Annotated in this window: 14 protein-coding genes; 6 read left to right on the forward strand and 8 right to left on the reverse strand. The window is 71.6% G+C overall.

The genetic code is table 11. The annotated features are described in order from the left end of the window. Position 1 precedes the first annotated feature (1 nt). The 4 genes from NR112_RS15685 to NR112_RS15700 are packed head-to-tail and all read left to right on the forward strand — an operon-like array spanning position 2 to position 2,757. The gene (locus NR112_RS15685) at positions 2–1,306 is read left to right on the forward strand and encodes an aminotransferase class V-fold PLP-dependent enzyme (RefSeq protein WP_256795235.1); all 1,305 of its coding nucleotides are present in this window, start codon (positions 2–4) and stop codon (positions 1,304–1,306) included. Next, positions 1,306–1,788 (forward strand): Fe-S cluster assembly sulfur transfer protein SufU, encoded by a 483-nt coding sequence (gene sufU, locus NR112_RS15690; RefSeq protein ID WP_256795236.1) that lies wholly within the window; start codon positions 1,306–1,308, stop codon positions 1,786–1,788. The genes NR112_RS15685 and sufU overlap by 1 nt, the downstream gene beginning before the upstream one ends. Beyond that, on the forward strand, positions 1,785–2,111 hold the full coding sequence (locus NR112_RS15695; RefSeq protein WP_020144129.1) for a metal-sulfur cluster assembly factor: 327 nt from the start codon (positions 1,785–1,787) through the stop codon (positions 2,109–2,111). The genes sufU and NR112_RS15695 overlap by 4 nt, the downstream gene beginning before the upstream one ends. A 19-nt stretch (positions 2,112–2,130) precedes the next feature. After that, entirely contained in the window at positions 2,131–2,757 is a 627-nt protein-coding gene (locus tag NR112_RS15700) for an acVLRF1 family peptidyl-tRNA hydrolase (RefSeq protein WP_256795237.1), read from the forward strand. On the opposite strand, the gene NR112_RS15705 is transcribed toward NR112_RS15700, so the two are convergent. Together NR112_RS15705 and NR112_RS15710 are read right to left on the reverse strand one after the other, a co-directional pair. Beyond that, a complete protein-coding gene (locus tag NR112_RS15705) occupies positions 2,750–3,706 on the reverse strand; it encodes a neutral zinc metallopeptidase (protein ID WP_256795238.1) in 957 nt (318 codons plus the stop codon). The two genes, NR112_RS15700 and NR112_RS15705, sit on opposite strands and share 8 nt — an antisense overlap. A gap of 130 nt (positions 3,707–3,836) precedes the next feature. Then, on the reverse strand, positions 3,837–4,820 hold the full coding sequence (locus NR112_RS15710; protein WP_256795239.1) for a YafY family protein: 984 nt from the start codon (positions 4,818–4,820) through the stop codon (positions 3,837–3,839). 149 nt (positions 4,821–4,969) lie between these two features. On the opposite strand from NR112_RS15710, the gene NR112_RS15715 reads away from it, so the two are divergent. After that, entirely contained in the window at positions 4,970–5,728 is a 759-nt protein-coding gene (locus tag NR112_RS15715; protein ID WP_256795240.1) for a DinB family protein, read from the forward strand. A 19-nt stretch (positions 5,729–5,747) separates the two neighbouring features. On the opposite strand, the gene NR112_RS15720 is transcribed toward NR112_RS15715, so the two are convergent. Together NR112_RS15720 and NR112_RS15725 are read right to left on the reverse strand one after the other, a co-directional pair. Beyond that, positions 5,748–6,101: a VOC family protein gene (locus NR112_RS15720; RefSeq protein WP_256795241.1), complete on the reverse strand. Its 354-nt coding sequence runs from the start codon at positions 6,099–6,101 to the stop codon at positions 5,748–5,750. Positions 6,102–6,135: 34 nt separating this feature from the next. Then, complete coding sequence (locus NR112_RS15725) at positions 6,136–6,438, reverse strand: helix-turn-helix domain-containing protein (protein ID WP_256795242.1); 303 nt, start codon at positions 6,436–6,438, stop codon at positions 6,136–6,138. 75 nt (positions 6,439–6,513) lie between these two features. Between NR112_RS15725 and map the strand changes: the two genes are divergently transcribed. After that, complete coding sequence (gene map / locus NR112_RS15730) at positions 6,514–7,296, forward strand: type I methionyl aminopeptidase (protein ID WP_256795243.1); 783 nt, start codon at positions 6,514–6,516, stop codon at positions 7,294–7,296. Between the two features lie 63 nt (positions 7,297–7,359). Here the strand turns inward: map and NR112_RS15735 are convergent, their stop codons facing one another. The 4 genes from NR112_RS15735 to NR112_RS15750 all read right to left on the reverse strand — a co-directional run bounded on the left by NR112_RS15735 (position 7,360) and on the right by NR112_RS15750 (position 12,875). After that, positions 7,360–8,376 carry an alanine racemase gene (locus tag NR112_RS15735; RefSeq protein ID WP_256795244.1) on the reverse strand — a complete coding sequence of 339 codons (1,017 nt, stop codon included), beginning with the start codon at positions 8,374–8,376 and terminating at the stop codon, positions 7,360–7,362. Positions 8,377–8,382: 6 nt separating this feature from the next. Next, entirely contained in the window at positions 8,383–9,501 is a 1,119-nt protein-coding gene (locus NR112_RS15740; RefSeq protein WP_256795245.1) for a peptidoglycan bridge formation glycyltransferase FemA/FemB family protein, read from the reverse strand. Positions 9,502–9,620: 119 nt separating this feature from the next. Then, the gene (locus tag NR112_RS15745) at positions 9,621–12,314 is read right to left on the reverse strand and encodes a glucosidase (protein WP_256795246.1); all 2,694 of its coding nucleotides are present in this window, start codon (positions 12,312–12,314) and stop codon (positions 9,621–9,623) included. Between the two features lie 45 nt (positions 12,315–12,359). Next, positions 12,360–12,875 carry a helix-turn-helix domain-containing protein gene (locus NR112_RS15750; protein WP_256795247.1) on the reverse strand — a complete coding sequence of 172 codons (516 nt, stop codon included), beginning with the start codon at positions 12,873–12,875 and terminating at the stop codon, positions 12,360–12,362. Positions 12,876–12,890: the final 15 nt, after the last annotated feature.

A 12,890-nucleotide genomic window follows, 5' to 3' on the forward strand; every position in this document is an offset into this window, starting at 1 on the left:
AATGGCCGACGTCCTGCCCTTCACGGACGGGGAGCTCGCCGCGATCCGCGGCGACTTCCCCATCCTGACGCGCACGGTGCGCGACGGCAGGCCGCTCGTCTACCTCGACTCGGGAGCCACGTCGCACAAGCCGACGCCGGTGCTCGACGCCGAGCGCGCCTTCTACGAGCAGCACAACGCCGCGGTCCACCGCGGCGCGCACCAGCTCGCGGAGGAGGCGACCGACGACTTCGAGGCCGCCCGCGCGACCATCGCGTCGTTCATCGGTGCGCCCGCCGACGAGGTCGTCTTCACGAAGAACGCCACCGAGGCGCTCAACCTCGTCGCGTACGCCTTCTCGAACGCGGCCCCGACCGACGACCCCAAGGACGAGCGGTTCGTGCTCGGAGCCGGTGACGAGATCCTCGTCACCGAGATGGAGCACCACGCCAACCTCGTGCCCTGGCAGGAGCTCGCCCGTCGCACGGGCGCGACCCTGCGCTGGGTCCCGGTGGACGCGGACGGTGCTCTCGACCTGTCCGGGCTGGACGAGCTGCTGACCGAGCGCACCAAGGTCTTCGCGTTCACGCACGTGTCCAACGTGCTGGGCACGGTCAACCCGGTCGCCGACCTCGCCGCCCGCGCGCACGCCGTGGGGGCACTCGTCGTCGTCGACGCGTGCCAGTCGGTGCCGCACCTCGCCGTCGACGTGGCCACGCTGGGAGCCGACTTCATCGCCTTCAGCGGTCACAAGATGTACGGCCCGATGGGTGTCGGCGTCCTCTGGGCTCGCGGCGAGCTGCTCGAGGTCATGCCGCCGTTCCTCACGGGCGGTTCGATGATCGAGCTCGTCACCATGGAGCGGTCGACCTACGCACCGGCGCCGCAGAAGTTCGAGGCCGGCGTGCCCAACGCCGCCCAGGCGGTCGGCCTCGCGGCCGCCGTCCGGTGGATCGAGGGTCTCGGCGTCGAGCGCATCCATGCCCACGAGGCCGCGCTCGTCGACCTGCTCCAGCGCGGTCTCGCGGAGCGCCCGTGGGTGCGTGTCGTCGGTCCTGCCGTCGGCACGCCACGCGGCGGTGCCGTCGCGTTCGTCGTCGACGGCGTGCATGCCCACGACGTGGGCCAGGTGCTCGACGACGCCGGGGTGGCCGTACGCGTGGGCCACCACTGCGCGTGGCCGCTGCACCGTGCTCTCGGGGCCACCGCCACGACCCGCGCGTCGTTCGCCGTCCACAACACCGTCGCCGAGGTCGAGACGCTGCTCGCGGCGCTCGACCGGGTGCCCGTCGTGTTCGGGCTCGACACCGAGAGGGAGGCGAGCTGATGGACCTCTACCAGGAGCTCATCCTCGAGCACTCCAAGCGCCCGCACCACGCGGGCCTGCGCGACCCGTTCGACGCCGAGGTGCACCACATCAACCCGACGTGCGGCGACGAGGTGACCCTTCGGGTCGATGTCACCGGTGACGGTGCCAAGGCTGTCGTGACCGACGTCTCCTACGAGGCGCAGGGCTGCTCGATCTCCGTCGCGAGCGCGTCCGTCCTCGCCGAGGAGGTCATCGGCCATCGGGTCGAGGAGGCTCTCGCGACCTTCGAGGCGATGCGCGCCATGCTGACCTCCCGCGGCCAGGTGGCCGGCGACGAGTCCGTCATCGGGGACGGCGTCGCGTTCGCCGGCGTCTCGAAGTACCCCGCGCGCGTCAAGTGCGCCCTGCTCGGCTGGACCGCGTTCACCGATGCCCTCGCCCGAGCGGGTGTCGACATCACTTCCACGAGTTCCACCTCCCCCCAAGGAGCTTCGTCATGACCCAGACCACCACCCCGCCCAACGTGGCCGACGTCGAGGAGGCCATGCGCGACGTCGTCGACCCCGAGCTCGGCATCAACGTCGTCGACCTCGGCCTCGTCTACGGCATCACCGTCGACGCGCAGTCGCACGCCGTCATCGACATGACGCTGACGTCCGCCGCGTGCCCCCTCACCGACGTCATCGAGGACCAGACCGCGCAGGCGCTCGAGGGCCTCGTCACGACGCACCGCATCAACTGGGTGTGGATGCCGCCGTGGGGTCCCGACAAGATCACCGAGGACGGCCGCGAGCAGCTGCGCGCCCTCGGCTTCAACCTCTGAGCCAGCAGCACCCGCGCTCGTGACGACGCGCGTCATCGAGGTCGACCCCGGGCGGTTCGACCGTTGGATGGCGGGATTCGCCGAGCGACACGGCCCCTACGACGCCGCCGAGGAGACCACTCCCGGCGGCGTCGTCGTGTCCGCGCGCGCGGCCGACGGATCGACCGTCGTGGCGACGCCGTTCGTCCACGAGCCGCTCGGTGTCATCCTCGTCAGGCGCGGCGGGTATGCCGTGGGGTTGGCCTCCGCCACCACCTTCACCGCCTCGAAGGTCGGGACCCGTCACGTGCAGTCGCGCACCGCGGCGGGCGGCTGGTCGCAGCAACGCTTCGCCCGCCGACGCGGCAAGCAGGCCGACGAGCTCGTCGATGCCGTCGTCGGCCACGCGCGACGGGTGCTCCTCGGGGACGACGAGTCACCGGCGACGGGAGCGGACGGCATACCTCACGGACTGGTCGTCGGTGGGGACCGCACGCTCGTGCGCGAGGTCCTCGACGCCGGAGCCCTGCGGGCCCTGGCGGGGCTGCCGATGCGTGAGCTCTACGACCTGCCCGACCCGAAGCGCGACGTGCTCGAGACCGCGCTGCGCCGTGGCCGATCCGTGCGCATCGAGTTGGACGAGGCGACGCCGGGCGGCGTCAGCTGACGGTGTCGACGCCGAAGGTGTTGCACTGGTTGAGGTCGCCCGTCTGGTATCCCTGCAGGAACCACTTCTGACGGGCCTCCGACGAGCCGTGCGTCCAGTTCTCGGGAGTGACGCGCCCCTGCATCTTCTTCTGGATGCGGTCGTCACCGACGGCTGACGCGGCCGAGAGCGCGGACGTGATGTCCTGCTCGGTGATGGGCTTGAGCAGTGGGGTGCCGTTGGCGTCGGTCGTCTCGGTCGCGTGCTTGACCCACGTCCCGGCGAGGCAGTCGGCCATGAGCTCGATACGAACGGCGCCGGAGTTGGGGCCCTGGGGGTCCTGCTGCGCCCGGTCGAGGATGCCGAGCTGGTCCTGTACGTGGTGGCCGTACTCGTGCGCGATGACGTACTCCTTGGCGAGCTGGCCGCCGTCGGCGCCGAACTTGCTCTGCAGCTCCTCGAAGAAGCTCGCGTCGACGTAGACCTTGGCGTCGAGCGGGCAGTAGAACGGGCCGACCTGCGAGTTGGCGGTGCCGCACCCCGACGGGGTCTGGCCCTGGTAGATGACGGTCTTCACCGGCTCGTAGTTCATCTGGTACTTCGGCAGCGTCTTGCCCCAGTAGTCCTGGACGCTGTTGACCGTCGCGATGATGAGGCAGACGTCGTTCTTGTTGGCGTCGGCGCCGGTCTTGCACTGGGAGAACTCGGCTTGGTCGACCTGGCCCGCGGCGGCGACCTGGCCGCTCTCGAGCTGCTGCGACGGGAGGCCACCGGCGCCCGTGCCGGAGTCACTGCCACCACCGAGGATCTTGCCTCCGCCGAAGATGAGCATGAGCACGAGCAGGATGAGGCCGCCGATGCCTCCGCCGACCTGGATGCCGCCGGGGAAGCCTCCGCCTCCACCGCCGCCTCCGCTGCCACCGCTCTGCACCTGGGAGGTGTCGAGCTGGGCGCTGTCGTTGAAGCTCATCTGCCGCTCCTCGGGTCGGGACCGGGGGGCCTCCCCGGTCCGGTCGAGATCACCCTAGTGCGCGCGGGGACCTGTGGACGTCGGCTGCTGGACCAGCGGCCGTGACGGTGTCGTACCCGGTGGGGCCGGGTCAGCGATGGGCGGGGCGGTCGCGGGTGGCGTCGGCGGCGCCCGCCGACTTCACGAGTCGCGCGGCGAGGTCCTCGGTGGCCTGGACGAGCGCGGGTGAGCCGACCACCTCGAAGGCCAGCGGGGTGACGGCGAGCTGGCGGGCGTACCACTCGGGCTCATCGGTCGTGGCCCGCAGCCGCACCCCACCCTCGACGGGCTCGAGGCGTCCGAGGCTGCGCGGGATCCAGCGCGTGGCCTCGTCGAGGTCGGCTCTGAGGAGGACGTCGACGTCGTGGCGCCAGCCCTGGGAGAGGTGCTCCTCCAGCGTCCGGAGGGCGTCGAGGTCGTCCGGGGGGTCGAAGGCCAGCGACGTCGTGAAGACCGACCGGACCCGGTCGACGCGCAGCGCGCGTCGGGCATCGCTCGTGTGGGACCAGCCAAGGAGGTACCACCGCTCGTGACGCAGGACGACGGCCCAGGGGTCGATCTCCATCGGTCGCTCGCGGCCGTCCTCGAGGCGGTAGTCGAGGCGCACCCGGCGCGACCTCGTGCACGCCTCGACGAGCTGGGCCGTCAGCGCAGGGTCGACGCGCAGGCTCGGGTCCGGAGGTGGCCCGGTGACTCGACGGACCGCCCGCACCGGCTCGGCGACCTGGTGGGGGAGCACGCGCAGGATCTTGGACAGAGCGGCCCCGACGAGCTCGGTCGGGTCGGCGGCGCCACGGTGGCCCTCGAGCACCGCCATGACGAGCCCGAGCGCCTCGGCAGCCGTGAACATCAGGGGAGGCAGACGCAGCCCACGGCCGACGCGGTAGCCGCCGTGCGGGCCGGTCACGGACTCGATCGGCAGGTCGGCCTCGCGGAGGATCGCGACGTAGCGGCGGGCGGCGCGCTCGGAGACGCCGAGGTGGGCGCCGAGCCGCTCAGCCGTGATGCCGGGACAGTCCTGGATGGCCTCGAGGGCCAGGAGCGCTCGCGCCGTGGGACTCGTGTCGTACCGCATACCTCTCTCCTCCCGGACGCCTACCGTCCGGAACGACGGTATCGCTGGGCGGCGACGGTCGAGCCCGTCGAGGGGGATCCCATCCAGACCGGAGCCGCGCTCGATCGGTAGTCTGAGCCGTCACGCGCGACGTGCGACGAGGAGACGTCATGGCAACCTTCGGCCCGACCGACGACCTGCAGGCGGCGGAGTTCGTCGACACGGACCTGCGTCGCGCGCGCTTCGTCGGCGCCGACATCTCCGGCGTGGTCATGCGCGGTGTGCAGGTGGAGGGCGTCGAGATCGACGCGCCCTGGCTGTTCGACGGCGAGACGTTCCTTCTCGTCAACGGCGTCGACGTGATCCCGCTCGTCGACGCCGAGCTGAACCGTCGCTTCCCGGGACGCGCCGACCGGCGTGCCACCGATCCGGAGGGACTCGCGACGGCCTGGGACCGGCTCGAGCGCACCTGGGCCTCCACGCTCGCGCGTGTCGACACCATGCCGGCCGGCACGGTCGACGTGTCCGTCGCCGGCGAGTGGTCGTTCGCCCAGACGTTGCGGCACCTCGTGCTGGCCACGGACACGTGGCTGCGCAAGGCGGTCCTCGGGGAGGAGCAGCCCTACCACCCCTACGGGCTGATCGACGCTGCGACCCAGGACGACGGCTTCGACTCATCGGTCTTCGCCGACGTCACGCCGTCCTACGGCGAGGTCCTCGAGGTGCGGGCCGGACGCGTCGCGATGGTGCGCGACGTCATCGCGGGCGTCACGCCCGCGCTGCTCGCGTCGGCCCGACCGAACCCGCACGACCCCGCCTACCCCGAGACGGTGCTCTCGTGCCTGCACACGATCCTCGAGGAGGAGTGGGAGCACCACCGCTACGCCGTGCGCGACCTCGACGTCATCGAGAGCGGCGAGGGCGCCTGACCGGTGGCCTGAGCCGTCGTCAGCTGGGCTGCCACAGCTCGATCCGGTTGCCCTCCGGGTCCGTGACCCAGCCGAACCGTCCGACGCCGGCCAGGTCCTGGCTCTCGGCGTCGACCTCCGCCCCGGCGGCGCGCAGCTGGGCGAGCAGGGCGTCCAGGTCGCCGACCCGGACGTTGAGCATCACCTGCTGGGTGCGGGCGCCGAGGTAGTCCGTGTCGGCCGGGAACGCGGCGAACACCGTTGGCCCGGCCTCCTGCAGCCACAGGCCGTTGCCGTCGACGTCCAGTCCCAGGACCTCGCGGTACCAGGTGGTGAGGGCCGCGGGGTCCGCAGACCTGAGGAAGTAGCCGCCGATGCCGAGGACGCGTTCCATGCCGACAGCATGGCAGGGCCGGCGGTCGGAGGTCCTACGAGGCGATGCGGTCCCGACGGTCGGGACCGGAGCCCCGTGGGCCCGCGCCGACCTCGGGCGGGTTGATCTCGGCCCACACCGCATCGAGGGACAGCCCGAGGACCTCCGCGATGGCTGCGATCGTCGGGAACGCGGGGGTGGCCACGCGGCCGGACTCGATCTTGCGGAGGGTCTCGGGCGAGATCCGTGCCTCGAGGGCGGTCTCGAGCATCGTGCGATCCCCGCGGGCCCGACGCAGCAGGGCGCCGAGGCGCTGTCCGCGCTCGACCTCCGCGGGTGTGAGCGGCAACCTGACCATGACCACGATCCTAGACCGGGATAACATGGCCGGGATAGTTATTGGTCGCACCGCAGCCGCATCGAAAGGCGCCGCATGATCGAGATCCTCAGCCCCTCCGAGCTGCCCCGCGCGAGGGCCGCGGGAGCTCTCGTCGCCGACGTCCTGCAGACCCTGAAGGGCCGCGCTGCCGTGGGCACCAACCTCCTGGACATCGACGGCTGGGCGAAGGCCATGATCCTCGAGGCGGGAGCCACGTCCTGCTACGTCGACTACGCACCGTCCTTCGGACGGGGCCCGTTCGGCCACTACATCTGCACCTCGGTCAACGACGCCGTGCTCCACGGGCTGCCCCACGACCGGGCGCTCGCCGACGGCGACCTGCTGTCGCTCGACCTCGCCGTGAACCTGGGCGGCGTCGTCGCCGACTCCGCGATCAGCGTCGTCGTGGGCGAGGCCAGACCTCCGGAGAGCGTCGCGATGATCGAGACCACCGAGCGTGCGCTCGCCGCCGGCATCGCCGCGGCCGGGCCGGGCGCCCGGGTCGGGGACCTCTCGCATGCCATCGGCTCGGTCCTCTCCGACGCGGGCTACCCGATCAACACCCAGTTCGGGGGCCACGGCGTCGGGTCGACGATGCACCAGGACCCGCACGTGGCCAACACCGGACGGCCGGGCCGCGGCTACACGCTGCGCCCCGGGCTGCTGCTCGCCCTCGAGCCCTGGGTCATGGCCGGCACCGCCGAGCTCGTGACCGATGCCGACGGGTGGACGCTCCGGAGCGCCACCGGCAGTCGCACGGCCCACAGCGAGCACACGATCGCGATCACGGACGACGGCGCCGAGATCCTCACCCTGCCGACGGCGTCGCGGCCCTAGCTCCGACGCGCACCGACGCGGCGGCGTCCGCGGGACGTCCGGCCCGGCCGTCGCCGTGCAGTGTCAGGAGACGACGACGGAGTCCGGGGTGGTCGTCGTCAGGCGCATCCGGACCGGGACGACGTCGCCGATCCGTGGGGGAGCGACGCCGGACGGCAGCACGAGGAGACTGCACTGCATGTGCGGCGGCTCGGCGAAACGCGGCATGACGCCCGACACCGTGAAGGGCGAACGCACCCGGTGCGCCGCCTCGAGCACGCCCTCCGTGACGGCGATGGCACGCGACCGGGCGGTGGCGGCCGAGGAGGGGCTCTCCATGGCGACGCCGTGCGACGTGCCGCCGCTGACGACCACGAGGTGGCCCGCGGCGACCGCTCGCTGTCGATAACCGACCCGCGTTCCCTTGGTGACGGGTCGCACGTCGAGCACGTGCGCGCGCACCTCGTAGGAGCCCTGGTCGGCGTACCAGAGGTCGGTGCCGATGCGCGGCCGGAACTCGTGGTCCGGGAACCGCGCTGCGAGAGTGACGAGCTCGGCGGGTGAGACGTGCGAGACGAACCACGTCCGCACGCCCGGGACGGCGGCGATGAAACGGGAGATCTCCTCGACGTGCCCCGTGCCGAGCGGGAGGTGCAGCGTGACCCCGACCGCGTCGGCGACGCCCGCCAGACCGGCGACGTCCACGACGGGTGTCCCGTAGCGGTTCATCGACGTGAGCCCCTCGACCACGACCCGCGCGTCCGCCAGCACCGCGCGAAGGCTCGCGAGGTCGGGCTCGGTTGTCACGGTGTGCACGACGCGCCGGTTCGCGAGGTCGGCCAGGTCGGCGTGGACGGCCGCGCGGTAGGGCTCCATGACGAGCACGTCACCGCCGAACGCGCCCAGCGCAGAGGGCAGCTCGGCGTAGGTGCCGATCGCGACCATGGGTACTCCCAGGCGGGCGGCCTCGCCGCAGAGCAGGTCGCGGCCGAAGCCGTATCCGTTGCCCTTGACGACGGGAACCAGGCCGGGGTGCTCGGCGACGAAACGGTCGTGGCCGGCGCGCCAGCGCTCACCGTCGACGTGGAGGAACAAGGTCACGACCGATCACCGCCGCTTCATGTAGAGGTCGAATGCCTTGTAGAGCAAGCGGTTCAGTGGAAGATCCCACTCGCCGGCCAGCCGCACCGCCTCGCCGCCGGTGCCGACCTTGAAGCGGATGAGCCCGATGTGCGGGTTCGACTCGTCGACCGTGTTGGTGATGCCGCGCAGGTCGTAGACCTCGGCGCCGGCTGCGATCGAGTCCTGCATCATCCGCCACTGGATGGCCGTCGAGCCCTGCAGCTCGCGCTTGGCCGAGGTCGACGCGCCGTAGGAGTACCAGGCGTGCTCGCCGACCCGGATGAAGATCGTCGACGCGAGGACGTCGCCGTCGTGCTCGGCGAGGTAGACGCGGATCCGGTCGGGGTCCTCGGCCGACAGCGCTGCGTACATCTGCTCGAAGTAGGCGAGGCCACGCGGCGTGAAGCGGTCGCGCTCGGCGGTCTCGACGTACGTGCGATGGAAGGCCGGCAGGTCGGCGGCGTCGCCGACCCGGACCGTGACGCCGTTCTTCGCTGTCTTCTTGATGTTGCGACGCCACAGCTGGTTCATGCCGGCGAGGACGTCGGCCTCGGTGCGGCCCGCGAGCGGCACCTGGAAGACGTACTCCGGCTGACCGGCGGCGAAGCCGTCGTCGGGGCTGAGGTGGCGGAAGCCCAACCGCTGCAGCTCGGCGACGACCGCCGTGCCCACCGGCTCGACGACGTCGGGCGTCGCGTCGTCGTAGCGGCGGACGGCCGGGTCGCCGATGGCGGCCTTGATCGTGGCCGTGCGCCAGCGGTGCGTCGCCACGGGCGGCCCGAGCCGCAGCGCGAAGGCGCCCTTGGCCCTGAGGTGGTCTCGGAGCGCGCGGAGCAGCTCGACGAGCCGCGGTGAGGCCCAGTCGATGCAGGGACCCTCGGGCACGTAGGCCAGCGACCGCTTGAGGCGCGGCAGTGAACGGTGCAGCACGAGCGCGGCGCCGACCATCTCTTCGCCCTCGAACCAGCCGACCGACTCGGCGCGCCACTCCTTCTTGACGTCGGCCCAGGCCGGCGTCTGGAGGAAGCTCGCCGAGGGCTGGGACCGCAGCCAGGCACGGTGCTCGGCTGCGGAGATGTCACGAACGGAGATGGGCGCGTTCACGCTGGCTCACGCTACCCGAGCGCGACGGGTCCCCCGACACGCCTCGCCCGCCGGACGGCATACGCCATCTGCGCCGCGCCCGGCACGGCGGGGCCGACCGAGGGCGTGTGCCGTCTCGCTCAGGCCCAGCCCATGGTGCGCGGGTCGGGGGGCAGGCGCGGGTTGAGCAGGTGCGCGACGAGGGCCGTCCACCCGGTCTGGTGCGTCGCGCCGAGGCCCTCGCCGGTGTCGCCGTCGAAGTACTCCGAGAACGTCGGGTGCGCTGACCACAGCGGGTCCGGCGAGGACTCGATGCGCTTGCCGTCGGAGGGGCGTCGACCGTCAACGGGGCGAAAGAGCGCCGTCAGGCCGCCGTCGATGACGTCGGCAGCCTCGTCGAGCGTGCGCCAGTCGCCCGAGCCGGTCGGGATCTCGATCCGGAAGTCGTCGCCGAAGTAGCGGCCGTAGGTGCGCAGCTTGTCGGCGAGCAGGACGTTCGTGGGGAACCACACGGGCCCGCGCCAGTTGGAGTTGCCGCCGAACATGCCCGTGCGCGACTCGCCTGGCTCGTACTCGATCGAGACGGTCTCGTTGCCGAGCGTCGCCGTCACGGCCTGGCGCGTCGCGGCCGACAGCGACCGGATCCCGTAGGGGGACAAGAACTCCTCCGAGTCGAACATCCGCTCGAGGATGCGGCGCAGGCGCTTCGGCGGCACGAGGGTGAGGAGCATCTTGCCGTCCTCGCGGGCGAGCATCGGCTTGACGAGCTCGGGCCGGCGCTGCTGGAGCCACTGGAAGCGGCTCGTCACGTCGGGGCACTCGTCGACGACCCACGAGGGGATCTCCGTCGCGCCGAGGATCGGCAGCAGGCCGACCATCGAGCGCACCCGCATGTGCGGCGCGCGCCCGTCGGGCTGCACGAGGACGTCGTAGTAGAAGCCGTCCTCCTCGTGCCACAGCGACTTGTCGCTCGACCCGAAGTGCCGCATCGCCTGGGCGATCGAGAGGAAGTGCTCGAGGAACTTCGTCGCGACGTCGTCCCACGCCTTGTCGGTGCGCGCGAGCTCGAGCGAGATCTTGAGCATCTGCTGGCAGTAGAAGGCCATCCAGCTCGTCGCGTCGGACTGCTCGAGGCGGAAGCCCGGCGGCAGGGGGGCGGAGCGGTTGAAGAGGCCGATGTTGTCCATCCCGAGGAAGCCGCCCTCGAAGAGGTTGGAGCCGTTGGCGTCCTTGCGGTTGACCCACCACGCGAAGTTGAGCAGCAGCTTGGTGAAGACGCGGACGAGGAACTCGCGGTCGCGGTAGCCGTCGATGCGGTAGACGTGCCACGCCGCCCACGCGTGGACTGGCGGGTTGACGTCACCGAACGCCCACTCGTACGCCGGGAGCTGGCCGTTGGGGTGCATGGCCCACTCGCGACACATGAGGAGCAGCTGCTCCTTGGCGAACTCGGGGTCGACGTGGGCGAGCGGGATCGTGTGGAACGCAAGGTCCCACGCGGCGAACCACGGGTACTCCCACTCGTCGGGCATCGAGATGACGTCGGCGAGCGCGAGGTGCTTCCAGTGCTCGTTGCGGCCCTTCCTGCGCGACTCGGCGACCGCCGGGCCGACGGGGTCGCCGTCGACCCACTGGCGCACGTCGTAGCGGTAGAGCTGCTTGCCCCACAGCAGGCCGGCGTACGCCCGGCGCGCGACGTGGCGGTCGGCCTCGTCGAGGGAGGCGTCGATGACGTGGCCGTAGAACTCGTCGGCCTCGGCCGACCGTGAGCCCAGCACCTCCTCGAAGGGCTCGCCGAACCACTCGAGCCCGGGGTCGCCGGTCGCGAGGCGCAGGTCGACCGTGACGGTCTCACCCGGCCCGACGGCGTCGAAGCGGTACCAGAACGAGCACTTGCTGCCGTAGCCGCCGGGGTTGACGGCCTGGGTGCGGCCGTGGACGACCCGCTCGTTGATCGAGTCCTTCGGGTAGCGCGACTGGTTGGCGAGCGGGTCGTCGCCGAAGACCTGGTGGGCGTTCGTCTCGTTGTCGCAGAAGAGCGTCGTCGGCGAGCCGGACGCGGCGAGGACGTAGCGGCCGAGGAAGCCGTGCGTCACCTCGGCGGCGCGGTAGCCACGCGTCGGGCGTCCGTTCCGGCGGATCTCGCGCAGCTCGGTGACGCGGTCGTCGACACCCCAGGACCAGGTGTTGCGCAGCCAGATGGTCGGCAGCACGTGGAGGGGAGCGGCGGTCGGTCCGTGGTTGGTCGCCGTGATCCGGATGCACATGTCGTCGGGGGCGGCCTTGGCGTACGTCATCGTGACGTCGAAGAACTCGTTGTCGTCGAGGATGCCCGTGTCGCCGAGCTCGAACTCCCGCTCGTCGCGGGTGCGCTCGCGGTTCTCACGCCGCAGCTGCTCGTAGGGGAACTCGGCCTGCGGGTAGCGGTAGAGCCACTGCATCCACGAGTGCGTCGGAGTGCCGTCGAGGGCCCACCAGTACTCCTTGGCGTCCTCCCCGTGGTTGCCCTCCTCGTTCGTCAGCCCGAAGAGACGCTCCTTGAGGATCGGGTCCTTGCCGTTCCACAGGGCCACGGAGACGTTGAGGAAGCCGAAGCGGTCGCTGATGCCGCCGAGCCCGTCCTCGCCCCAGCGGTAGGCGCGTGACACGGCCTGGTCGAAGGGGAACTCCGACCAGGCGTTGCCCTCGGCCGAGTAGTCCTCGCGGACCGTGCCCCACTGCCGGCCGGAGAGGTAGGGACCCCAGAGGCGCCACGGGGCGTCGTGTCCGGGGGAGTCGATGAGCCGCGCGTGCTCCGCACTGAGCGGTTCACCCGGGGGCAGGGGGACGTTCATGGGGGACATCGTGCTGCATCGATGTGTCTCCCGCGTTACGCCCCCTCACTCACGCAGCGGCGCCAACAGCCGGTGGGGCTCCCGGAGCCTTGCGGACAGCGGGTTGGTGGGCGGGTCCGCGCCGGCTCCGGGTCCCGGCCGGGTCTCGAGCTCGGCCGCCGGGGGTGTCGCTCCGCACACGGGGCAGCGCCCGGACACGTCGACGTCGGCGTCGCAAGGCAGGTGACGGAAGAGCCGCCTCGACCCGCGAGGGGAGGTCGTGGCGTCCCCCCACCGCATGAGCGCGTGGACGGCGGGCCAGAGCGCCTCGCCGGAGGGGGTGAGGACGTACGCGTCGTGACCGCCCTGCGGCCGGCGCTCGAGGACGCCGGCCTCGACGAGCGACCCGAGCCGTCGGGTCAGGACCGCCTTGGAGATGCCGAGGCGGCGACGGAAGTCGGTGAACCGGGTGACCCCGAGGAAGGCGTCGCGCACGAGCAGCAGCGACCACCGCTCGCCGACGACCTCGAGAGCCTTGGCGAGCGAGCAGTCCTGTCCGCTGTAGTCCGTCCCGAGTGCCATGGAATGAATGTACGT

Origin of the sequence: Terrabacter sp. Ter38 (assembly GCF_024519435.1) — a bacterium.
Lineage (GTDB): Bacteria > Actinomycetota > Actinomycetes > Actinomycetales > Dermatophilaceae > Terrabacter.

Coding starts and splice junctions, on each gene's coding strand:
- NR112_RS15685 (WP_256795235.1), top strand. CDS start 2: ATGGCCGACGTCCTGCCCTTCACGGACGGGGAGCTCGCCGCGATCCGC.
- sufU (WP_256795236.1), top strand. CDS start 1,306: ATGGACCTCTACCAGGAGCTCATCCTCGAGCACTCCAAGCGCCCGCAC.
- NR112_RS15695 (WP_020144129.1), top strand. CDS start 1,785: ATGACCCAGACCACCACCCCGCCCAACGTGGCCGACGTCGAGGAGGCC.
- NR112_RS15705 (WP_256795238.1), bottom strand. CDS start 3,706: ATGAGCTTCAACGACAGCGCCCAGCTCGACACCTCCCAGGTGCAGAGC.
- NR112_RS15710 (WP_256795239.1), bottom strand. CDS start 4,820: ATGCGGTACGACACGAGTCCCACGGCGCGAGCGCTCCTGGCCCTCGAG.
- NR112_RS15715 (WP_256795240.1), top strand. CDS start 4,970: ATGGCAACCTTCGGCCCGACCGACGACCTGCAGGCGGCGGAGTTCGTC.
- NR112_RS15720 (WP_256795241.1), bottom strand. CDS start 6,101: ATGGAACGCGTCCTCGGCATCGGCGGCTACTTCCTCAGGTCTGCGGAC.
- NR112_RS15725 (WP_256795242.1), bottom strand. CDS start 6,438: ATGGTCAGGTTGCCGCTCACACCCGCGGAGGTCGAGCGCGGACAGCGC.
- map (WP_256795243.1), top strand. CDS start 6,514: ATGATCGAGATCCTCAGCCCCTCCGAGCTGCCCCGCGCGAGGGCCGCG.
- NR112_RS15745 (WP_256795246.1), bottom strand. CDS start 12,314: ATGAACGTCCCCCTGCCCCCGGGTGAACCGCTCAGTGCGGAGCACGCG.
- NR112_RS15750 (WP_256795247.1), bottom strand. CDS start 12,875: ATGGCACTCGGGACGGACTACAGCGGACAGGACTGCTCGCTCGCCAAG.